At 60.0% G+C, this 21,296-nt stretch carries 24 protein-coding genes and 1 pseudogene; 12 read left to right on the forward strand and 13 right to left on the reverse strand.

Features of this window, described 5'->3' with window-relative positions; all coding sequences use genetic code 11:
* Positions 1 to 21: 21 nt before the first annotated feature.
* Complete coding sequence (locus BUE92_RS17235; protein WP_073525192.1) at positions 22 to 750, forward strand: murein L,D-transpeptidase catalytic domain family protein; 729 nt, start codon at positions 22 to 24, stop codon at positions 748 to 750.
* Between the two features lie 30 nt (positions 751 to 780).
* A complete protein-coding gene (locus BUE92_RS17240) occupies positions 781 to 1,527 on the forward strand; it encodes a creatininase family protein (RefSeq protein ID WP_044274105.1) in 747 nt (248 codons plus the stop codon).
* A 171-nt stretch (positions 1,528 to 1,698) separates the two neighbouring features.
* On the opposite strand, the gene BUE92_RS17245 is transcribed toward BUE92_RS17240, so the two are convergent.
* A complete protein-coding gene (locus BUE92_RS17245; protein ID WP_073525193.1) occupies positions 1,699 to 2,040 on the reverse strand; it encodes a hypothetical protein in 342 nt (113 codons plus the stop codon).
* A 45-nt stretch (positions 2,041 to 2,085) separates the two neighbouring features.
* Entirely contained in the window at positions 2,086 to 2,730 is a 645-nt protein-coding gene (locus tag BUE92_RS17250; protein WP_073525194.1) for an ATPase, read from the reverse strand.
* Between the two features lie 138 nt (positions 2,731 to 2,868).
* Here BUE92_RS17250 and BUE92_RS17255 point away from each other — a divergent pair, with 138 nt between their 5' ends.
* Entirely contained in the window at positions 2,869 to 3,156 is a 288-nt protein-coding gene (locus BUE92_RS17255; protein ID WP_073525195.1) for a hypothetical protein, read from the forward strand.
* Here the strand turns inward: BUE92_RS17255 and yfcF are convergent.
* The gene (gene yfcF, locus BUE92_RS17260) at positions 3,115 to 3,747 is read right to left on the reverse strand and encodes a glutathione transferase (RefSeq protein ID WP_073525196.1); all 633 of its coding nucleotides are present in this window, start codon (positions 3,745 to 3,747) and stop codon (positions 3,115 to 3,117) included. The two genes, BUE92_RS17255 and yfcF, sit on opposite strands and share 42 nt — an antisense overlap.
* A 146-nt stretch (positions 3,748 to 3,893) precedes the next feature.
* Here yfcF and BUE92_RS17265 point away from each other — a divergent pair, with 146 nt between their 5' ends.
* Positions 3,894 to 5,333, forward strand: coding sequence for a hypothetical protein (locus BUE92_RS17265; RefSeq protein ID WP_073525198.1), 1,440 nt, complete (start codon positions 3,894 to 3,896; stop codon positions 5,331 to 5,333).
* Here BUE92_RS17265 and BUE92_RS17270 read toward each other — a convergent pair.
* Positions 5,330 to 5,872, reverse strand: a complete 543-nt coding sequence (locus BUE92_RS17270) for a DUF924 family protein (RefSeq protein ID WP_073525199.1) — start codon at positions 5,870 to 5,872, stop codon at positions 5,330 to 5,332. The two genes, BUE92_RS17265 and BUE92_RS17270, sit on opposite strands and share 4 nt — an antisense overlap.
* Before the next feature lie 71 nt (positions 5,873 to 5,943).
* Between BUE92_RS17270 and BUE92_RS17275 the strand changes: the two genes are divergently transcribed.
* The gene (locus tag BUE92_RS17275; RefSeq protein WP_073525201.1) at positions 5,944 to 7,098 is read left to right on the forward strand and encodes a DUF1624 domain-containing protein; all 1,155 of its coding nucleotides are present in this window, start codon (positions 5,944 to 5,946) and stop codon (positions 7,096 to 7,098) included.
* A 247-nt stretch (positions 7,099 to 7,345) separates the two neighbouring features.
* Here the strand turns inward: BUE92_RS17275 and metE are convergent, their stop codons facing one another.
* On the reverse strand, positions 7,346 to 9,634 hold the full coding sequence (gene metE, locus BUE92_RS17280) for a 5-methyltetrahydropteroyltriglutamate--homocysteine S-methyltransferase (RefSeq protein WP_073525203.1): 2,289 nt from the start codon (positions 9,632 to 9,634) through the stop codon (positions 7,346 to 7,348).
* A 345-nt stretch (positions 9,635 to 9,979) separates the two neighbouring features.
* On the opposite strand from metE, the gene BUE92_RS17285 reads away from it, so the two are divergent.
* The 3 genes from BUE92_RS17285 to mddA all read left to right on the forward strand — a co-directional run bounded on the left by BUE92_RS17285 (position 9,980) and on the right by mddA (position 13,780).
* Entirely contained in the window at positions 9,980 to 11,077 is a 1,098-nt protein-coding gene (locus BUE92_RS17285; protein WP_073525205.1) for a carboxynorspermidine decarboxylase, read from the forward strand.
* Positions 11,078 to 11,105: 28 nt separating this feature from the next.
* The gene (locus BUE92_RS17290) at positions 11,106 to 12,350 is read left to right on the forward strand and encodes a saccharopine dehydrogenase family protein (protein WP_073525207.1); all 1,245 of its coding nucleotides are present in this window, start codon (positions 11,106 to 11,108) and stop codon (positions 12,348 to 12,350) included.
* 662 nt (positions 12,351 to 13,012) lie between these two features.
* Positions 13,013 to 13,780, forward strand: a complete 768-nt coding sequence (mddA, locus tag BUE92_RS17295) for a methanethiol S-methyltransferase (protein ID WP_073525209.1) — start codon at positions 13,013 to 13,015, stop codon at positions 13,778 to 13,780.
* Positions 13,781 to 13,982: 202 nt separating this feature from the next.
* On the opposite strand, the gene glsB is transcribed toward mddA, so the two are convergent.
* From glsB to BUE92_RS17310, 3 genes are all read right to left on the reverse strand, one after another.
* Entirely contained in the window at positions 13,983 to 14,891 is a 909-nt protein-coding gene (gene glsB / locus BUE92_RS17300) for a glutaminase B (protein ID WP_073525210.1), read from the reverse strand.
* 55 nt (positions 14,892 to 14,946) lie between these two features.
* Positions 14,947 to 15,291, reverse strand: a complete 345-nt coding sequence (locus BUE92_RS17305) for a hypothetical protein (protein WP_073525211.1) — start codon at positions 15,289 to 15,291, stop codon at positions 14,947 to 14,949.
* A gap of 73 nt (positions 15,292 to 15,364) precedes the next feature.
* Entirely contained in the window at positions 15,365 to 15,775 is a 411-nt protein-coding gene (locus tag BUE92_RS17310; RefSeq protein ID WP_073525212.1) for a hypothetical protein, read from the reverse strand.
* Positions 15,776 to 15,884: 109 nt separating this feature from the next.
* On the opposite strand from BUE92_RS17310, the pseudogene BUE92_RS17315 reads away from it, so the two are divergent.
* A pseudogene (locus tag BUE92_RS17315) lies at positions 15,885 to 16,729 on the forward strand (AraC family transcriptional regulator).
* A gap of 50 nt (positions 16,730 to 16,779) precedes the next feature.
* On the opposite strand, the gene BUE92_RS17320 reads toward BUE92_RS17315, so the two are convergent.
* Positions 16,780 to 17,574, reverse strand: a complete 795-nt coding sequence (locus BUE92_RS17320; RefSeq protein ID WP_073525213.1) for a class II aldolase/adducin family protein — start codon at positions 17,572 to 17,574, stop codon at positions 16,780 to 16,782.
* A 154-nt stretch (positions 17,575 to 17,728) separates the two neighbouring features.
* Positions 17,729 to 17,935: a hypothetical protein gene (locus BUE92_RS17325; RefSeq protein ID WP_073525216.1), complete on the reverse strand. Its 207-nt coding sequence runs from the start codon at positions 17,933 to 17,935 to the stop codon at positions 17,729 to 17,731.
* 197 nt (positions 17,936 to 18,132) lie between these two features.
* Here BUE92_RS17325 and BUE92_RS17330 point away from each other — a divergent pair, with 197 nt between their 5' ends.
* Both BUE92_RS17330 and BUE92_RS17335 read left to right on the forward strand, forming a co-directional pair.
* Complete coding sequence (locus BUE92_RS17330; protein WP_073525219.1) at positions 18,133 to 18,669, forward strand: DUF4142 domain-containing protein; 537 nt, start codon at positions 18,133 to 18,135, stop codon at positions 18,667 to 18,669.
* The gene (locus BUE92_RS17335; protein ID WP_073525221.1) at positions 18,666 to 19,226 is read left to right on the forward strand and encodes a type 1 glutamine amidotransferase domain-containing protein; all 561 of its coding nucleotides are present in this window, start codon (positions 18,666 to 18,668) and stop codon (positions 19,224 to 19,226) included. Before BUE92_RS17330 ends, BUE92_RS17335 begins: the two co-directional genes overlap by 4 nt.
* 61 nt (positions 19,227 to 19,287) lie before the next feature.
* Here the strand turns inward: BUE92_RS17335 and BUE92_RS17340 are convergent, their stop codons facing one another.
* On the reverse strand, positions 19,288 to 19,494 hold the full coding sequence (locus tag BUE92_RS17340; protein WP_073525224.1) for a PLD nuclease N-terminal domain-containing protein: 207 nt from the start codon (positions 19,492 to 19,494) through the stop codon (positions 19,288 to 19,290).
* Between the two features lie 252 nt (positions 19,495 to 19,746).
* On the opposite strand from BUE92_RS17340, the gene BUE92_RS17345 reads away from it, so the two are divergent.
* Positions 19,747 to 20,223: a hemerythrin domain-containing protein gene (locus tag BUE92_RS17345; protein WP_073525225.1), complete on the forward strand. Its 477-nt coding sequence runs from the start codon at positions 19,747 to 19,749 to the stop codon at positions 20,221 to 20,223.
* Positions 20,224 to 20,289: 66 nt separating this feature from the next.
* Here BUE92_RS17345 and BUE92_RS17350 read toward each other — a convergent pair whose 3' ends face one another.
* Both BUE92_RS17350 and BUE92_RS17355 read right to left on the reverse strand, forming a co-directional pair.
* A complete protein-coding gene (locus BUE92_RS17350; RefSeq protein WP_073525227.1) occupies positions 20,290 to 20,835 on the reverse strand; it encodes a putative natural product biosynthesis protein in 546 nt (181 codons plus the stop codon).
* A 62-nt stretch (positions 20,836 to 20,897) separates the two neighbouring features.
* Positions 20,898 to 21,281, reverse strand: a complete 384-nt coding sequence (locus BUE92_RS17355; protein WP_073525230.1) for a DUF2946 domain-containing protein — start codon at positions 21,279 to 21,281, stop codon at positions 20,898 to 20,900.
* Between the last annotated feature and the right edge of the window lie 15 nt (positions 21,282 to 21,296).

The following is a 21,296-nucleotide window of genomic DNA, read 5'->3' on the forward strand; positions in this document are numbered from 1 at the left end:
ACAGCGGGGACTCGACTGTAGATGCTGACTTTTATACGCCTGCTCAGGCTAACCAGCCTGGGCTTGATCACTGGGTGCCTGGCTTTATTGAGCAATGTTGCGCTCGCCGCCAATGGCACCTCTCCTTCCCTGTATAGCAGCCTGGCGCGCTCGGCTCCAGAACTCAATCCCACCGTGCTCAAAAGCGCCCTGAGCGCCGTGCAGTGCGCGGTCAATAACGGCGAGGAACGTTCCGATCGCCTAGCGGTTATTGACTACTCCCAGCCCTCGACCGCCCGTCGCCTGTGGATCTTCGACCTGCGTAAACAGACCCTGGTATTGCGCGACCTGGTGGCCCACGGTGCCAAGTCCGGGGAAAACTTCGCCACTCAGTTCTCCAACCTTGAAGGCAGCCACCAGTCGAGCCTGGGGTTGTTCCGCACCCAGGAAAGCTACCTGGGCGCCCATGGCTACTCGCTGCGCATGGACGGCCTGGAGCCTGGCTTCAATGACCTGGCCCGCGACCGCGCCATCGTGATTCATGCTGCCGACTACGTCAGCCCCTTGTGGAGCAAGCGCGAAGGCCGCATCGGCCGCAGCCAGGGTTGCCCGGCCGTGCGCCCGCAAGTTGCCCGTCAAGTGGTGGACAAGCTCAAGGACGGGCAGTTCATGTTTTCGTGGTACCCCGACCAGCGCTGGCTGAAGTCATCGACCTACCTCAATTGCAAACCCCAACAGGTGGCGAGTAGTCGTACAATCCGTGGCGGATAGCCTGTCCCCATAGATAAAAGAGAGCGTCGCATGCTTCTACACACCTCCACCTGGATCGAAATCGGGCAGTTCCTGGAACGCAGCCGCACGGTGGTGATTCCCATCGGTTCCAACGAGCAACATGGCCCCACCGGCCTGTTGGGCACTGACTGGATGTGCCCGGAGATCATCGCCCACCACGCCCAGAAGCACGCCGATATCCTGGTCGGCCCGACCTTCAATATCGGCATGGCCCAACACCACCTGGGCTTTCCCGGCACCATCTCCCTGCGCCCTTCCACCTTTATCGCCGCGATTGGCGACTGGGTGCGCTCGTTGGCCGGGCATGGTTTCGAAAAGATCCTGTTCCTGAACGGCCACGGCGGCAACATCGCCACGATTGAAGCGGCGTTCTCCGAGCTGTACGCCGAAGCCAGCTTCGCCCGCCGCCCGGCCGGGTTCGCGCTGAAGCTGGTGAACTGGTGGGACCTGGAAGGCGTCACTGACCTGGCCCAGCGTCAATTCCCGGTCGGGCATGGCAGCCACGCCACGCCGTCGGAAATTGCCGTGACGCAGTGGGCGTATCCGGACTCGATCAAGTCTGCCGAGTACTCACCGCAAATCGCCAACACCGGGCCAATCCGCGAAGCGCTGGACTTCCGCGCGCGCTTCCCTGATGGCCGCATGGGCTCAGACCCGGCGTTGGCCACGGTGGAGAAAGGCGGTGAGTTGGTGGCGTTGGCGGCGCAGGGATTGGTCAAGACCGTCGACAGCTTCAGCAACGAAGCCAAGCCCTGATCCAAATGGGGCCAATACCCTGTAGGAGCGAGCTTGCTCGCGAAAGACGTCAACGATAACGCGCGCTCCCCGAATAAACGCGGCGCCTATGAGTTTTTCGCGAGCAAGCTCGCTCCTACAGGGTGTCAGAGGTTGCCCCCGCCCACATTTGGGTTTGCGTTGTGCCTGGGTTTATTTGCAATCCTGCGCGGCCTGCTCCAGTCGCGATGGCTTGATCGCCGAAGCCAACGGCTTGCGCTCATACAGGAACACCTTGGTGCCGTCCTGGGACTTGTAGGCCTCCAGCACATCATCGGCGGCAATCTTGCTGGTCAACAGCACCTTGGCATGGCGCGAGTTCTGGGTGACGGTCGAGGTAATGCCGTGCTTTTCCAGCGTGGGCAATACGCATTGCACATAGCCGTCGGGGGTCTTGTTGGTTTGCAGGGTCAGTGATGGGGCATTGGGCGCCGTGATACAGCCGGTCAGCAATAACGAAGCACAAGCCAGGGCCGGGGCGAAGAAAGAGCGCATAAACATTCCTGAAAATAACCAATAGGGTTCACAACCATTCGCGGGTCAACCTGCGCGAACCAGGGCCTTGAGCGACGCATCGAACTGCTTCAGGGCATCTTGCTGTACATCGCGTTGTTGCTCGATCAGTGCAGCAATCTCCGGCGCCGCCTTGTCATGCACCCACACTGACGGCACGTGCTTGCCCACCGAGCCTTCGGCCTTGGCGATAAATTGCAGGTTCGCGTCGTAGAAGCGTGCGACAAAGCGTGCTTCGACCCGGTCATTACGCTGGGTCAGCAATTGGTTATGGGCATCGAGCACCACCACCACATCCGGGTGCGCCTGCACCAGGGCATCCAGGCTGCTATAGACCGTCACCGAGAGAAAAGCGCCCTGCAACGAGTGCATCAACCAGTCGATCGCCAGTTCCGGGTCGGAGCTGTTGACGAACGCCTCGCGAATCCGCCCATCCAGGGCGTCCTTGGCGCCGTTCAGCGCCATGGCGTGGTAGCGTTCAAGGTAGCTGAGGTTGTCGCGGGTGTTTTCACTGAACAACACCCCCACCGACTGGGCACGCTGCAGGGAGTCTACGCTACCCACCAGTGGCAGCAAATGGCCTGTACGCACTTCATCGGCCATCGCCGGGGTGGTCATGACCGCGGTGCCCAGCATCAGGGCCATCAAAGCCAACTGGATAATCGTCCTCATCGCGCATTTTCCTTGGGCTGCGTCTCGATGTGCAGATTCTGCGCGTCTGGCGAAAAAACAGAACTTGTGATCCTTGATGGTGACTATCATTTGAACCGATAGTGTCAGGCCGCCCATAAAATCTATAAGGACCCCGCCATGAAGCCCTACCAGAAAATCTTCGATCGTATCCGCGAGGCAGTACTGCCAGAGTTTCGCGAGCGAGTCGCCGACTACCTGGTCGAGTACGAAACCGTGCTGCTGGACTCACACGCCGACGCCGCAAAAGGCAGCGCCAGCGCCGAGCAACTGCGCGGCTACTTGCGCGGCTTGAACACCATGCGCGTGCTGGGCATGGCCGATTGGGAAGACCTCGACCGGCGTGTTGCCCAGCAGGCAGAGCAGCTAGAGCGCGGGCCGTCGCAGCTCGACCCACTCGCGCACTGACGGCCGCTGCCATTGGCGTTGCGCGTAGGCCACCAGTTGCGCTGGCACGGCGTCACCGTTGAGGATCAGGCGATTGAGCATCACCGCCAGGTCCACATCGGCAATCGACCACTGGCCGCACAGGTACTCGCGGTTATCCGCCAGCAAGGCTTGCGCCGCGCTGATCAACTTGGTCGCGGCGGCTTGAGCCTCTGCTGACAACGGCGGCCTCTTCTGCCCGCAGAACACCACCAGCGTCGAGCGCTCCTGGCGAATCGGCAGCAGGTCGCTGCGCAGCCACGCCTGGACCTGTCGCGCCCTCGCCCGCTGCTGCACATCCGCCGGGTAAACGCTGGTCTCGGGGTAGGCCTGGTCCAGGTACTCCGTGATGGCCGAAGACTCCGACAGCGCAAAATCACCGTCCAGCAGGGTCGGCACTCGCTGGGTCAGGGAGCGTCGGGCGAAATCTGCCGCCTGGTTTTGCCCGGCATCGAGGTCCAGGGCGAGGGTCTCGAACGCCAGGCCTTTTTCGCGCAAGGCGACAAACACCGACATGGCATAGGGGCTGGTGAACAGCGAATCAACGTAGAGGTGCAGCGGGCCTTGGCTCATGGGCAATCTCCTGGGGTGAGGCATCACGCTACGAGATCCGGGCCGATAAAGACAATGCAGGGTTTTTATGGGGGCATTCCTGGCAGGAATAGCGCGGCTAGTGGCAATATTATGGCTCCCGCTGATTTTCAAGGAAGGAACAGCACATGAGACAAGCAGTTGTGGTTATCCACGGCATCGGCGAGCAGCGCCCAATGGACACCTTGCGCGGCTTTGTCGAAGCGATGATCCCCACGGACACCCCCGATGGCACACCTCTGTACTGGAGCAAGCCGGATCGGCTGTCGCGCAACTTCGACCTGCGCGTACTGAAGGCCTCGGGCCGTACCTCGACGGATTTCTATGAGTACTACTGGGCCCACAAGATGCAGGGCACCAAGTTCGGCCATCTGCTGGGCTGGCTGTGGGACATCTTCAAGCGCCCGCGTCGCGACATTCCCGAGGCCATCGTGCCGATCTGGCGCAGCACGCGCTGGACGGTGCTGGTGTTATTGCTGCTGGTTGCCAGCGGTACATTGGCCACGGCCTGGGGCCAATTGCCCCCCAACGACAACCCCTTCGCGCTGATACCCCTGCTGCTCGCGGCCATGGGACTGGGGCTGCGCTATTCGGCGCTGGCCTACCTGGGAGACGCCGCACGCTACCTCAGCCCCAACCCGCAGAACGTGATGGTGCGCGAGCAGATCCGTGCTGACGGTGTCGACCTGCTGCGTGCCCTGCATAACAAGGGCGACTACGAGCGCATCATCGTCGTGGGTCACAGCCTGGGCAGTGTGATTGCCTATGACATCGTCGGCTACCTCTGGCATGAATACCACGACCAACTGACCCAACTGACCCCCAGCAACCGTGAGCTGGCGGCCCGTTATGCCAACCGCGAACCGCTGCAACCGGTGGTCAAGGATGCCCTGCCCGCTGCCGGCGCCTTGCTGGACGGCAGCCTAAGCAGCCTGTTGAATTTTCGTCAGCAACAGACCGAAGCTTTTGCCGAACAGCGCGGCCTGGGCAACCTGTGGCGCATCACCGACCTGGTCACGGTCGGCAGCCCGATGGCCCACGCCAGCCTGTTGCTGGGCCGCAGCGTCAGTGACTTCAAGCAGCGCATGGAACGCCGCGAAGCCCCGGCCTGCCCGCCCACCGAAGATACCCAAGGCTATGGCTACAACGCCCGCCAGCCGCTGATGCTCGGCCAAAAGCCCTTCACCCCGCACTACCTGCACCATGCTGCGGCCTTCGCCGTTACGCGCTGGACCAACCTGTACTTCCCTGCCGCCTTCGGGTTGTTCGGCGACATCGTCGGCGGCCCGGTCAAGCCGGTGATGGGCTGTGGCGTGCTGGACTTGCCGGTGACCGTGGGCAACGGCAAAGGCTGGCTGGCCAAATCCTGGTTTAGCCACACGCACTATTGGAGCGAACGCGGCGGTGCCCAGGGTTACCTCGACGCATTGGGCAAGGATGAACAGGCGATCACCCAGGGCCCGCGCCCCTCAGCCACTGAAGCGTTGCGTTGGGCAATAGACCTCAAGGGGGTGCGGCGGTTTCGCCGTGTCGGCACCCAGCAGAGCCTGGCGCCAGAGCACGCCTAACCAGCGAAGCCACCGGCCTTGAGGAAGGCGAGTTCTTCATCGGTGCTCGTCCTGCCCAACACCCCATTACGATGGGGAAACCGCCCGAACCGCTCAATGATATCGGCATGCTCCTTGGCCCAGTGGTAGGTGCTGGCATCCAACTGCTGGTTCAGGGCCAGGGAGCGTTGCTGGTCCTGCGGGTCTTCCGAATGTTCAAAAGGCAAATAGCAGAACGCACGCAACTGAGGTTCAACCTGTTGATCCAATCCCGCGTCCACCATCTTTCGCGCATACAACCGCGCCAGCGGGTCGGTGGCGAACATATGCGCCGTGCCGCGAAAGGCGTTGCGCGGGTACTGGTCCAGCAAAATCAATAACGCCAGCGCGCCATCCGCGGTGGTCATCCAATCTTCGAGTTCACGCCGTGCCGCTTGCATATGGGTGGCGTGGAAGCTGTCACGAAAGGCCGCATCGAACGCCTCGTCCTTGGCGAACCAACGCTTGGACCCCGCCTGTTTCCAGAACGCGATTACGGCTTCGGCCGGTTGTGGGGTCATGCTTATCATCAGCGCCTCGCTTAATGTTATAGAATAACGTCAATATTTTGCCTGCGTGTGATCCCTGACTTATGACTGACGCTATGACTTTACGCAAACGCCAGCTGTCCATCGACGCCCTGCGCGGCCTGGTGATCCTGTTCATGTTGCTGGACCACGTGCGTGAAACCTTCTTGTTGCACCGCCAGGTCAGCGACCCCATGAGCATAGACAGCACCGAGCCCGCGTTGTTTTTCAGCCGCACCCTGGCTCACTTGTGTGCGCCGGTGTTTGTGCTGCTCACCGGATTGTCGGCTTGGCTGTACGGCCAGAAATATCAGGGCCGTCGCGATGTATCGGCATTTTTGTTCAAGCGCGGGCTGTTCCTGGTGGTGCTGGAATTCACCTTGGTCAACTTCGCGTGGACCTTCCAACTGCCGCCCAGCGTGATCTATATGCAAGTGATCTGGGCCATCGGCATCAGCATGATCGCGCTTGCCGCTTTGGTTTGGCTACCGCGTGCCTGGCTGATCGGCTTGGCGCTGGTGATTATCGCCGGGCACAACCTGCTCGATGGGCTGCACTTCGCAGCGGGTTCGATGTTGCATGTTCCGTGGACGATCCTGCATGAACGCAACTGGATTGAAGTCTCTGAAAACCTGCGTCTGCGCACCACCTACCCGGTGCTGCCGTGGATCGGTGTGATTGCTTTGGGTTACGGCCTCGGGCCATGGTTTGCCCATGCCACGCTGCCGGCTGTGCGTCAGCGTTATTTGCTGGTCGCGGGGGTGGGCGCGTTGGTGGGCTTTGGGTTGCTGCGAGCGCTCAACGGCTATGGCGAGCAGCCTTGGCAGGTGTATGACAGCAGCGTGCTGACGCTGATGAGCTTTTTCAACATCACCAAATACCCGCCTTCGCTGTTGTTCCTGGCGTTGACCCTGGGGATTGGCTTGCTGTTGCTGCTGGCGTTTGAACGCGCCGGGCATAAGCGCTGGATCGGCGTGCTGGCAGTGTTCGGCGCGGCGCCGATGTTCTTTTATCTGTTGCACCTCTATGTATTGAAAATCCTCTATGTGGCCTGCGTTGCGCTGTTTGGTCTCAACCATGGCAATTACTTTGGCTTCGACGGTATCGGTGCGGTGTGGTTGGCAGCGCTGCTGTTGCCGATTGCCCTGTACTTGCCGGTACGTTGGTTCGCCGGCCTGAAAGCACGGCGGCGGGACCTGGCGTGGCTCAAATACCTCTGACCTGATGCAGGCAAATTGTGCGGGACGGTGTGTCAGCCACTGAATATTCAACTGAACCACCGCTTTCGCAGGCAAGCCAGCTCCCACACTGGTTACGCATCGCCCACACAATCAGCACCTGCCACAGATCCCCTGTGGGAGCGGGCTTGCTCGCGAAGGCGGTGTGTCGGCCACTACTGCTGTGACTGAAAGACCGCATTCGCGAGCAAGCCCGCTCCCACAGTTTTAACCGCGCCAGGCTCAGGAATCAGGCCAGTTCAGCACGCAGTTGGCGAGCGGCGGTGACCATATGAATGAGCGCCGCCTCGGTCTCCGGCCAGCCCCGCGTCTTCAAGCCGCAATCGGGGTTCACCCATAAGCGCTCTGCCGGAATCCGCTTGGCGGCCTTGCGCAGCAAGTTGGCCATTTCCGAGGCATCCGGCACCCGTGGCGAGTGGATGTCATAGACCCCCGGGCCGATCTCATTCGGGTAGGCGAAGGCTTCGAACGCGTCGAGCAGCTCCATGTCCGAGCGTGAGGTTTCGATGGTGATCACGTCGGCATCCATGGCGGCGATAGACTCGATCACATCGTTGAACTCGCTGTAGCACATGTGGGTGTGGATCTGGGTTTCATCGCCCACGCCACTCGCGCACAAACGAAACACTTCAGTCGCCCAGTCGAGGTAGGGTTGCCACTGCGCCTGGCGCAACGGCAAGCCCTCACGAAAAGCCGCTTCGTCGATCTGCACGATCTTGATGCCGGCCGCTTCCAGGTCCACCACTTCGTCACGAATCGCCAGGGCCAGTTGCCGGGCCTGCACTTCGCGGCTCAGGTCTTCTCGTGGGAACGACCACATCAACATGGTCACCGGGCCTGTGAGCATGCCCTTCATCACCTTGTCGGTGAGGCCTTGGGCATAGCGAATCCACTCCACGGTCATGGCGTTCGGGCGGCTCAGGTCACCGACAATCACTGCGGGTTTCACACAGCGCGAACCATAGCTCTGCACCCAGCCGAACCGAGTGAACGCGTAGCCATCCAGTTGTTCGGCAAAGTACTCGACCATGTCGTTACGCTCGGCTTCGCCATGCACCAACACGTCCAGGCCGAGGTTTTCCTGCACCTCGACGGCGTGCTTGATCTCACTGTGCATGGCTTCGATATATTCGGCTTCGCTCAACTTGCCGGCCTTGTACGACTGACGCGCCAGGCGGATCGAAGCGGTCTGTGGAAACGAGCCGATGGTGGTGGTCGGGAACAATGGCAGATCAAGCCCGGCCCGTTGTTTTTCGATGCGCTGGGCAAACGGCGACTGACGCTGGCTGTCCCGTGCAGTGATGGCCGCGACACGCGCTTGAACAGCAGGCTTGTGAATGCGTGGCGATGCAGCGCGAGCTGCCTGCACCGCGCGGCTCTCAGCCAGGGCGGTGAGTACGCCAGGGGCTTGGGGCTGGTCAACCGCCTTGGCCAGTAGCGCCACTTCCGCGCACTTCTGCACGGCAAAGGCCAGCCAGCTTTTCAGCTCAGAATCCAACTGGTCTTCCCGCGCCAGGTCCACCGGGCTGTGCAGCAGCGAGCAGGACGGCGCGACCCACAGGCGATCGCCCAACTTCTCATGGGCATGCTGCAAGGTGGCCAGGGCTTTTTCCAGGTCGCAACGCCACACGTTTCGGCCGTTGACCACGCCCAGGGACAGCACCTTGTACGCTGGCAGGCGGTCGAGGATGGTCGGGTACTGGTCCGGCGCACGTACCAGGTCGATATGCAGGCCATCCACCGGCAGGTTGGCGGCCAGGCCGAGATTTTCTTCCAGGCCGCCGAAGTAAGTGGCCACCAATTTTTTCAGCGGGTCGCGCTGGATCAGGTTATAGGCGCGCTCAAAAGCGTTCTTCCAGTCCTGGGGCAGATCGAGCGCCAGGATCGGCTCGTCGATCTGCACCCACTCCACGCCCAATTCGGCCAGGCGCTGGAAGATCTGGCCATACAGCGGCAGCAGGCGCTCGAGCAGGTCGAGCTTGTCGAAGTCAGCGCCCTTGGCCTTGCCCAGCCACAAATAGGTCAGCGGGCCGATCACCACGGGCTTGACGCTGTGCCCCAGATCGAGGGCTTCCTGGACCTCTTCGAAGAGCTGGTCCCACGCCAGGTGGAATTGCTGATCGACACTGAACTCCGGCACCAGGTAGTGATAGTTGGTATCGAACCACTTGGTCATCTCCTGGGCATGGGCCCCGCCGCAGCAACTGTCACTGACACCACGGGCCATGGCGAACAAGGTATGCAACGTGGCCTGGCCATCGGCCGGGCGGAACCGTTCAGGGACCACGCCGAACATCAACGAGTGGGTCAGCACCTGGTCGTACCAGGCGAAATCACCGACCGGCAACAGTTCGATGCCGGCTTGCTGTTGCAGGGCCCAGTGGGTGCTGCGCAAATCACGGCCAACGGCGCGCAGGCCGGCTTCGTCGAGCTCACCCTTCCAGAACGCTTCCTGCGCTTTTTTCAATTCACGATCGCGTCCAATGCGTGGGAACCCGAGGGAATGAGCGACTGCCATGACTTACAACTCCGATGGTGTGATTGATGGCGGTCATTGTCGGCAGAGGGGTGTCTTGAGACAAACTCATTTTGTTCTAGATCATCACAAGATTTACTCATGTTCAAACGAGCATGATATTAGCGGCGCTACTGTGGGTGTTTGTGGTGGCAGGGTCGGCGTCATCGCGCCCTCGCTGAGGCTCGAGCGCTCCCACAGTGGGACGGGGCGATTCTTATGAACGGTCATACTCAAGCCCTATGCTTAACGTGGCGCGCAAATTCCGCCGGCTAACCTTTCGATCTGTTCCAAGTGCGGGCACAATGCGTGTCCTTTTTTGGCAGGCACCGCCGCAGGCTCTCAAAAATGATCAAAACGCCGTACTACCTCATCGATAAACAGAAGCTTCTGGTCAACATGCAGAAGATTGCCTACGTGCGCGAACAGTCCGGCGCCAAGGCTCTGCTGGCGCTCAAGTGCTTTGCCACCTGGTCGGTATTCGACTTGATGCAGCAATACATGGACGGCACCACCTCGTCGTCGCTGTATGAACTCAAGCTCGGTCGCCAGAAGTTCGAAGGTGAAGCGCACGCCTACAGCGTGGCCTGGGCCGACGATGAAATCGAAGAAATGCTGGAGAACTGCGACAAGATCATCTTCAACTCCATCAGCCAACTGCAGCGTTTTGCCGAACGTAGCGAAGGCAAGACCCGCGGCCTGCGTGTGAACCCGCAGGTGAGCAGCTCCGACTACCTGCTGGCCGACCCGGCGCGCCCGTTCAGCCGCCTGGGCGAGTGGGACCCGGTGAAGATCGATGGCGTGATCGATCAGATCTCCGGCTTCATGTTCCACAACAACTGCGAGAACGGCGACTTCAGCCTGTTCGACAAGATGCTCGGCACCATCGAGGAACGCTTCGGTGCGCTGCTACACAAGGTCAAGTGGGTCAGCCTCGGCGGCGGCATCCATTTCACCGGTGAAGGCTATGCACTGGACGCGTTCTGCGCGCGGCTCAAAGCCTTCTCCGAAAAGTACGGCGTGCAGGTCTACCTGGAACCCGGCGAAGCGGCGATCACCAACAGCGCCTCCCTGGAAGTCACCGTGCTCGACACCCTCTACAACGGCAAGCACCTGGCCGTGGTGGACAGCTCCATCGAAGCCCACCTGCTGGACCTGCTGATCTACCGCCTCAACGCCAAGCTGGCGCCGAGCGAGGGTGAACACACCTACATGGTGTGCGGCAAATCCTGCCTGGCCGGGGACATCTTCGGCGAGTATCAATTCGATCGTCCGCTGGCCATCGGCGATCGGCTGTCGTTCATCGACACCGCGGGCTACACCATGGTCAAGAAAAACTGGTTCAACGGCCTGAAAATGCCGTCCATCGTAGTGAAACAACTCGACGGTACAGTCGAGGTGGTTCGTGAATTTGGTTACGACGACTACCTGTCCAGCCTTTCGTAAGCTGGCGGATATAGGAGAAATAAAGCAATTGAAAAAGAACGTTCTTATCATTGGTGCAGGAGGTGTCGCCAAGGTGGTGGCCCACAAGTGCGCGCAGCACAACGACGAACTCGGTCGTATTGCTATCGCGTCGCGCAACATCTCCAAATGCCAGGCCATCATCGACAGCGTCAAGGCCAAGGGTAGCCTCAAGGTACCCGCCGATATCCAGGCCTTTGCGCTGAACGCCCTGGACGTGGAAGCGACCAAGGCCCTGATCCGCGAGACCGATTCACAGATCGTCATCAACGTCGGCTCCGCCTTCCTCAACATGTCGGTACTGCGTGCCTGCATCGACACGGGCGTGGCTTACCTCGACACCGCCATCCACGAAGAGCCGGGCAAGGTCTGCGAGACCCCGCCGTGGTACGGCAACTACGAGTGGAACCACCTGGAAGAATGCAAACAGAAGAACATCACCGCCATCCTTGGCGTGGGCTTCGACCCAGGTGTCGTCAACGCATACGCTGCGCTGGCGCAACAACAGCATTTCGACCGCATTGATTCAATCGATATTCTCGACGTCAATGCCGGCTCCCATGGCAAATACTTCGCCACCAATTTCGATCCGGAAATCAACTTCCGCGAATTCACCGGGCAGGTGTGGAGCTGGCAGAACAGCCAGTGGACCAGCAACACCATGTTCGAAGTCAAACGCACCGATGACCTGCCGGTAGTCGGTTCGCAGAACCTCTACCTCACCGGCCACGATGAAGTGCACTCGCTGTCGAAAAACCTCGACGTGCCCAACGTGCGTTTCTGGATGAGCTTCGGCGAACACTACATCAACGTGTTCACCGTGCTGAAAAACCTCGGCCTGCTCTCCGAAAAACCGGTCAAGACCGCCGAAGGCCTGGAAGTGGTGCCGTTGAAAGTGGTCAAGGCCGTGCTGCCCGACCCGTCTTCGCTCGCCCCGGGCTACACCGGCAAGACCTGCATCGGTGACCTGGTCAAAGGCACCAAGGATGGCCAACCGCGTGAGATGTTCATCTACAACGTGGCTGATCACGAAGAGGCCTATGCCGAGACTGACAGCCAGGGCATCTCCTACACCGCAGGCGTACCACCGGTAGCCGCTGCGCTGCTGGTGGCCCGTGGCGAGTGGGATGTGAAGCACATGGCCAACGTCGAGGAACTACCGGCTGAGCCGTTCCTCAAAGCGCTGGATGTGATGGGTTTGCCGACTCGGATCAAAGACGAGAACGGTGATCGGGCCTGGGATGCGACGGCCTGATAGGCCATAGCTGACCGAGCAAAAGAATGCGCCCCAAGGGGCGCATTTTTTGTTTGGGCTCACCTACAGTTCAAAGAACAATACAGATCAAAATGTGGGAGCTGGCTTGCCTGCGATGGCGCTGTGTCAGCCAGCACACAACCTTGGTGCGACGCTGGATCTGTGGCGAGGGAGCTTGCTCCCGTGACGGCCTGACAACCGATGCTTATCTACCTGACACCCCACGATCCAACGGTGTGCGGGCTTGTTCGCGAAGGCGGTGTGTCAGTCAATGACGCCTCAACTGAACCACCGCTTTCGCAGGCAAGCCAGCTCCCACAATGAGTTCGCCGGTGTATCTGGGGCTTCGGTTCACTCCAGATTCCGCGCCGAATTATTCAGCGCCCTTGAGCACTGCAACAGTGCCGGTGCCAATTGCCGTTATGCACCTGCAGCGCTCTCTGGCGCTGCTGTTTCGGCAACTCGGGCCGTTGGAATTTGACTACCGCTGGGCGCAGGCGTGGCCTGGTATAACTTGTTGGATCGGTTGAATGTCGGTTAAATCGCCAATCGCTCTTGCAACTGTCAATTCCAACAGGTTACCGCCTACTTGAATGCCGTTAGTCTGAGCAAGCCAGTCCTCGATTGGCTCACCCATTCACCATGTGCGAAAGGAATCGTCCATGAAACGGCAGACCTCTTCAAACACCCTCACGGCACGCTTGGCTGGCCTGGTCTATAGCACCTGCTGCTACCTGGTTTTCTTATTCACCTTGCTTTACATGATGGGCTTCGTGGGGGCTGTGGTCGTACCCAAACACATCGACTCCGGCGCGCGTATCGACTGGGCGCTGGCAATCATGATCAATGCGTCACTGATCATTGTGTTTGGCGTCCAGCACACCGCCATGGCGCGTAAACGTTTCAAGCAATGGCTGGCAGTCTTCGCCCTGGCAGCGGTAGAGCGCTCCACCTATGTGCTGCTCTCCAGCCTGATGCTCGCGCTGCTGTTCTGGCAGTGGCGGCCCATTACGCACACCGTTTGGGAGGTTGACGCCGCCTGGGCCAAGGCACTGCTGACCGGCCTGTTCTGGCTGGGCTGGGGCATCGTGGTGCTGGCAACCTGCTTGATCAGTCACTTCGAGTTGTTCGGGCTGAAACAGGCCATTGATCGCTGGCGCAACGCCCCACAATCGGGCCTGACATTCAGGACGCCGCTGCTCTACAAAATCGTGCGTCATCCGCTGTACCTGGGCTTCCTCATCGCCTTTTGGGCAACGCCGCATATGACCGTGGGGCATCTGGTGTTTGCGCTGGGGATGTCGGTGTATCTGTTCATTGGCGCTCGTTTCGAAGAGCGGGATCTGGTGGCGCTGTTTGGTGAGCGGTATCGGCGCTATCAGAATGAGGTGGGCATGATCGTGCCGCGCCTCAACAGGCCCCGCCGCTAACCCACTGCCGCCAACCCACTGTAGGAGCGAGCTTGCTCGCGAAAATCGTCAACGATAACGCGGGCAACCTGGATGACCGCAGGGCCTGGGCGTTTTTCGCGAGCAAGCTCGCTCCTACAGTGATCGTTGACGCTGTGTCAGCCAGTACATCCGGCACTGAAAAATCGCTATCGCAGGCAAGCCAGCTCCCACAAGAACAATCTCAAAACACCGACCACCCAATCCGCTCACTCAACAATTCCAACGCCTTCATCCCCGCCAGGGAATTGCCCGCTGCGTTCAACTCCGGCGACCACACGCACACCGTAAACTGCCCCGGCACCACCGCGACAATCCCACCGCCTACCCCGCTCTTGCCCGGCAGGCCCACGCGGTAGGCAAAGTTGCCCGCCTCGTCGTACAGGCCGCTGGTGGCCATGATCGAGTTCACTTGTTTGGTCTGGCGCGCCGTCAGCACCTGCTCGCCACTGTGGGCACTCACGCCTTCGTTGGCCAGAAAGCTGAACGCTCGAGCCAAGTCCAGGCAGCTCATCTGCAACGCGCAATAGTTGAAGTAGCTGTGCAGCACCGCGTCCACATCGTTATGAAAGTTGCCGAACGACTTCATCAGGTAGGCCATGGCCGCATTGCGCGCACCATGCTGGGCTTCCGATTCGGCCACGACGCTGTTGACCAGGATCTGCGGGTTGCCCGACAGGCGCCGTACAAAGTCGCGCATCGACAGAATCGGCACGGCGAAGCGTGACTGGTTGATGTCGCAGATCACCAGCGCGCCAGCGTTGATAAAGGGGTTGCGCGGGCGGCCGCGTTCGAATTCCAGCTGTACCATGGAGTTGAACGGCTGCCCCGAGGGCTCGTGACCCAGGCGTTCCCAGATGGTTTCGCCGCCATGGTCGATGGCCTGCACCAGGCTGAAGACCTTGGAAATGCTCTGCACCGAGAACAGCTTGTCGGCATCACCGGCGCAGTAGGCCGCGCCATCGTTGCCGTATACCGCGATGCCGAGTTGGTTGGCGGGCACGTCGGCCAGCGCGGGAATGTAATCGGCGACTTTGCCGAGGCCGATCAAGGGGCGCACTTCGTCGAGGATCGACTCCAGCAGCGCCTGCATAGCTTGTCCTGTCATCTTTGTTTGAATCAGTGATAAACGAGGCGCGGAGGATACTTCAGTGGGCGCGCAACACCCACACAATCTCTACCACCCGCTCGGCAATCACAACGTAGATCAGGATCAACAACAGTTGCAACGCCAAGTGATAACGCAACTTGGCCAGCCGGCGGATGCCGTCGCTGACGTTCAACAACATCAGCAGCGTCGACAACACAATCAAGCCCCAACCCGCGACGCTGGAGGCGAACATACCGATCAACAACTCGTGCGGCCCCACCAGCGCATTGGTCCCCGCCGCAAACAACAGCGCGCAGACCAACAGGTTTTTAACATTGTCGAAAATCTGCGTGCTCAGGTCGTTTTCCAGCAACGCCAGGTACCGCGTCCATAAAGTGCGCATGCTTGAGTACCGAGTGGGAAGGCTCGTCAATCAAGGTAGTTCAATTGTGGACGCTGTCTAGCTTTGGCCAGGCTCAGAAATGCGCCACATCCGACACTTCTGCATCCAGCACATCCTGGGCCAACGCCCAGGCGCGGTCCTTGGACTCCACCACCAGCAGCGGGTAACCCCAGGCCTTGCCGAACGTCACGGCAAAGGGCTTGAGGGCCAGGCGCTTGGCAGCGCTGGGCTCCACTTGGATCATGCCTTTGACGTAGGCGCGCAAGGCAGCCTTGTTTTTCTTCATCCAGATAGAGGCGCGCTTGCGCTCTTCGTGGGCGTGTTCGTGATTGTTTTCATCCACGGCTTTTTCGTGCAGCAGCAAGAAGGGCTGCTCACGGGCCAGCAGGCGTTCGAAGGTCAGGAAGGCATCTTCCGGCCGGCCGTCGTCAGGCGCGTCGAAAAAGATTTTCACCACGGGGAAGGTTGAACTGTCGAGTCGCATGGCAAAGCTCCTTTGATGAGATTTGTTCTCATCATAGAGTGCGTGACGCTGGACAGCATTGCACAGAATAGCCAGAATATTTCGCAATCCAGCCAAGGCAGCTATCACCATGGTTCATCACCGCCTCGACCAGTACGACCCCTGTCGGGTCCGCGACGCCGTCGCAATCCCTCGTGCGATTGTTGCAGTGGGCGCCTCGAGCACGTCCGAACGCTGGGAACATACCCCTCACCACCATCAGCACGGGCAACTGATCTACACCTTGCGCGGCGTGGTGCATTGTGTGATCGAGGCGGGTATCTGGATCGTGCGCCGCAATGCGCGTTGTGGATTCCCGGCGGAGTGACCCACGCGGCACGCGGCGCTGGCGAAGCGGACGTGTATTGCCTGTTGATCAACCCGGACGCCGCCAGCGCCCTGCCCCGGCAATGTTGCACGCTGTCCGTGTCGCCATTGCTGCATGAGTTGATTGGCAAGGCGGTGGGTTTCCCGCAACTCTACGGCGAAGACGGCGCCCAGGGCCGCCTGGTGGCGACGTTACTCGACGAGTTGGCCCAGGCCCCCATCGAAGCCCTGCATTTGCCGATGCCCCAAGACCCCCGCTTGCATCGGCTGGCCAACAACTTATTGGCCAACCCCGCCGACAAATCCACACTGGGCGAATGGGCCGTGCGCATCGGCATGAGCGAACGCAGCATGACCCGCCTGCTGCTGGAAGAGATCGGCCTGAGTTTCGGCCGCTGGCGCCGCCAGCTGCATGTGATCCTTTCGCTGCAACGCCTGGCCAACGGCGAGAGTGTGCAGAGCGTGGCGCTGGACCTGGGTTATGAAAATGCCAGCGGGTTTATCACCATGTTCCGCAAGGCCATGGGCCAACCGCCGGCGCGTTACCTGGCAGACCGAGCCAGTACCGTCGGGTCGCACAGCAACGCGTCAACTATCGCTTTGACGTGAGGTTTTGATCATTCCCACGCTCTGCGCAGCGTAGGAACCATCCACCCGACTCAGTTCTTGTAGTCGGTATCGGTACGCTCAAGCTGGCGCACCAGCGCATTCCAATGCCGCGCCACGCCCGGGCCTTCGCCACTGCTGAACACCTTGGCCTGCTGCTCGACCTTGGCCACCACCTCTGCGGGTGGGAAGATCAACTCGGCATTCCCCGCTGCCTGTGCCGCAATCTGGATGTTGCAGGCCCGCTCCAGGCTTTGTAGTTGCTGGAAGGCATGCTCGACGCTGACGCCGCCCGTCAACAAGCCGTGGTTACGCAGGATCATCACGCTCTTGTCGCCCAGATCCGCGACCAGCCGTTCACGCTCGTCCAGGTCCAGCGCCACGCCTTCGTAACCGTGGTAGGCCACGCGCCCCGAGAATGCGATAGCGTGCTGGGAGATCGGCAACAACCCCTGCTTCTGCGCCGACACCGCAATACCGTCGCGGGTGTGGGTGTGCAGCACCGCTTGCAAATCATGGCGTGCGCCGTGGATGGCGCTGTGGATCACATAGCCGGCGTAGTTGATCCCCAGGCCCGTAGGGTCATCGACAAGGGTACCGTCCAGATCGACCTTGACCAGGTTGGAGGCGCTGATTTCGTCGAACAACAGCCCGAAAGCATTGATCAGGAAATGCTCATCGGGCCCTGGCACCCGCGCCGAGAAATGCGTGTAGATATGATCGGTCCATTTGTACAAGGCCGCCAGCCGGTAGGCTGCGGCCAGCTTGACCCGCACCTCCCACTCTTGCGGTGTGACCCGCTGGCGCACATTGCTCAAGACATTGGAAATCGGCGTGACGCTGCTCATGGCAAATCTTCCTGGATGGCCTAAGGGGCTTGCAGGCAAGACTAGGGGATGGTCAAAAATAATAAAAAGCACATTTTAATCTAAGCTAATTATTATATTTATTTATAAAGCAGCCGTGGCGGCGTTCAGACCGCCACAGGTCAACTCAGTCGGTTCAACGCCCGTTGTCGAGCTTCTCGTTGATTGCATCCGTTTGCCGTTCAATGTCCTTGATCGAAGTCGGCGTCACGACTTTGTCGACGGTTTCGGTCTTGGGATTCGCAGGCTCAAGCGTCTGCCCTTTGGTTTGGGCATCACCTTTTTGCACGTCTTCAGAGCTGACGGGGTCGGGGGTTTTATCGGCGGTCTGATGATCGGTCACAGTGCAATCCTCCTGGCAGTGGCAGCCCCCTGAGATGGCGGCTCTATGCAGCAGAGCTTTGCGAACCCGGATTGGTTCAAGTCAATTATCCCGCCTCACCACTGGGCAAATAAGCGCAAAAAAAATTTAAACCTTTTACACCCCTCTCGATTCAACAGTCAGGTAACGGCATCCCGCCATTTCCAAGGAGAGACACCATGACTACTCGACTGATGAAACCAATGGGCCTTACCTTCATGCTGATCGCGGGCTCAATGTCCACCGCGATGGCAGCGACCTCCAACGACTTTGTCGACAACGCCGCCCAGGGCGGTATCACCGAAGTGGAGGCTGGCAAGCTGGCCCTGGAAAAAAGCAGCTCGGCGGATGTGAAGGCCTTCGCCCAGCATATGGTCACGGACCACACCAAAGCCAATCAGGAACTGATGGCCCTGGCGAAAAAACTCGATATCGAGGTCCCGGATGACGCCGCGCTCACCGACCAGGCGAAGAAAGCCATCCTGGAGATGCGCGATGAATCGTTCGACAGGGCCTACGCCAACAACCAGGTGGCGGCCCATGAAAAAACCGTCGAACTGTTCAAGAAAGAAGCGGCCTCCTCGGACAACCCCGAGCTGAAAGCCTTCGCCACCAAGACCCTGCCGACCCTGGAAACCCACCTGGAAATGGCCAAGGAGCTACAAACCAAATACGCCCGTAACCCATCCATGCCCCAAGGAGACACTCGACCATGAGCTCGCAACTCAACGGCAAGCACATCCTCGTCATCACCTCCAACACCGGTATCGAGCGCGACGAATTGCTCAAGCCTCTGGAAGCGCTACGCGGCTACGGCGCGACCGTGACGCATGCTTCCAGCAAAGGCGGCATCACCCAGACATTTGTCGGCGATACGGAAAAAGACCAGGCCGTGGAATCCGACGTGCAACTGTCGGATGTCGTCGGCGCCAACTTCGATGCGCTGGTCATCCCGGGCGGCACGGTCAATGCCGATACGCTACGCCAGGATACCGCCGCGCTGCGCTTGATCAATGAGTTCGTGCAGGCCGGCAAGACTATCGCAGCGATCTGCCACGGGCCCTGGACCCTGATCGACGCTGGCGTGGTCAAGGGCAAAACCCTGACCGCCTATAAAAGCGTGCGCATCGACCTTGAAAACGCCGGCGCTGCCAGCGTGGTGGATGCCGAGGTCAAGGAGTGCCAGGCCAATGGCTGGACCTTGATCACCTCGCGCACGCCGGACGACCTACCGGCGTTCAATGAGGCGATTGCCAAGGCTGTCGGAGGCTGATCGGTTTGCCGCAATGAAAAACAGGCGCCCCAAGGGCGCCTGCTTTTTATCACTCACCGCTTCAGCTTTTACGCTGCTGCGCCATTTCACGCTTGGGCCCGAACATCGCCCAGGCGATCAACCCCAGCAGCGGCACGAAGATCAACACCACCACCCACAACCCTTTGGTTTCCCACCCGCCCGTGCTGCGCAATACGATATTGATCGCCCACAGTTCCAAAAGCAGCAGAATCACCGCCAATACGATCCAGATATATTCAATTTGCATGATTCACCTCCTGAAGTCTAAGCGTTAGGTCCAGCCGATACCCCAAGGGTTCCATTAGAATTTTCAGGGCGGGCGTTGTGCAATCTCAACCCGGCCCGACCATGCAAGCTGCACGACAGCCAAACGCTTAGATAAACTCAACTTGCTGATTTTAAAGATATTTTTATAATTCTAAAAGTTGGTACGCCCGATGCAACCTCCTTCACCACGAGGCGTGCACTTCGACACGCCCGCCCCCCCGTGAGGTTACCTATGAATGCCATCGACCTTCTCAAAGCCGACCACGAACGCGTCAAGACCCTGCTGACCCAGTTGAGCGAATCCACTGAACGCGGGGTAAAAAAACGTACCGAGTTGTTGGCCAAACTCGAAATGGAGATCACCCTGCATACCCAACTCGAAGAAGAGATCCTCTACCCCGCGTTCAGAAAAGCCGGGGGCAAGGAGCAGGAGATCATGTACCACGAAGCCAAGGAAGAGCACCGTACGGTCGACTCGCTGGTACTGCCCGACTTGAAGAAAACCGACCCATCGTCCACCGAGTTTTCCGGTCGCGTCAAAGTGGTCAAGGAGCTGCTTGAGCACCATATCGAAGAGGAAGAAACCGAGATGTTCCCCCAGGCTAAAAAGCTGCTGGGTAAAGCGCTTCTCGAAGAGCTGGGGGCAGAGATGGAGGCGATGAAGGTCACGCATAAAAAGACCATGGCGAGAAAACCTCTGGCGGCTTAACAGCCGCCTCCTCGCAACAAGGTTTGCGCGACAGTGCCCCACAGGGCCTGTCGCGCGCACGGAGCTTCATGGCACCTGCTGCCAGCCGCTGAAGGCGCCTTGCGCACTCAACGGGCACCAGGCGAAATCCCAGGCGGGAGGCGGCAATGCCAGTTGCTGCGCGGCTATCGAAGCGCTGCCCTTCCAATCGAACAATGTTCCCTCGCGCCAGCTCAGGACGATGCCCGCCGCCTGGCTCTGGTCGGTAAGCACCCAGCGCGCAGCAGCGGCGGCCATGAAGGCCTCGATCGGTTCCTCATCAATCTGTGTGCGGTACGCCGAACTCAGCAACCAGCGGCATACGTTCAGATGGTAAGTCCAGTCCAACGGCGGCTGGGTGCGATAGGCCCAGGTCATGAAGGCGCGAAACAGATTCAGGCCTTCCGGTGGGTCAAGCTTGAGCAACGCCGGGCAGATGTCGAACAAGGTATGCCAGTGAGGCAGCAGGCGTGCATCCAGGTGCACGAAGCAGCGCGAATTACTCGGATAATCAGGCAGCGCCGGTTGCGCACGCAGGCGCCGCGACGCCTTGCTGACCAGGCGGCTGGCGCCGGCAGGCAATTGAGGGTTCATAGAACGTTCTCACAATCGTGACGAGAGAATGCCTCCTGGTTACAGGAAGCCCAAGGCACACGTCAGAATGCGGGAGAAGCGCGGGGGTTGGCCGAGGGCCAGGAATAGCGCGGAGGCGCCTTGTTGCGCCGCTCATGGGCGACACGCGGGGCTTGGGTGAGGCCGAGCAGCCAGGCCAGGCCGATCAGAAACACCAGGGCAACGGTAACCGCGTTGCACACCGGGCAGGCAAAGTAGTTCGAGATGTTGCTGGAAGACGGGTTCGCCAACCCTTTGTCGGAAATTGGCGACTGCCCGCCGTCCACCGAACAGAACAGCCCGCCGATGCCGTTGAGCTGCTGCCCCATCATCTGGCCATGCCCCAAACCGCAGGCGAACAGGTTCATCAGCACGCAGAAGTACAGGGCCCAGGCGATCAGTGAGCGGTCAGAGTGGCGCAATTTCATGGCGGCGACTCTACC

Origin of the sequence: Pseudomonas fluorescens (assembly GCF_001902145.1) — a bacterium.
Taxonomy (GTDB): domain Bacteria; phylum Pseudomonadota; class Gammaproteobacteria; order Pseudomonadales; family Pseudomonadaceae; genus Aquipseudomonas; species Aquipseudomonas fluorescens_BV.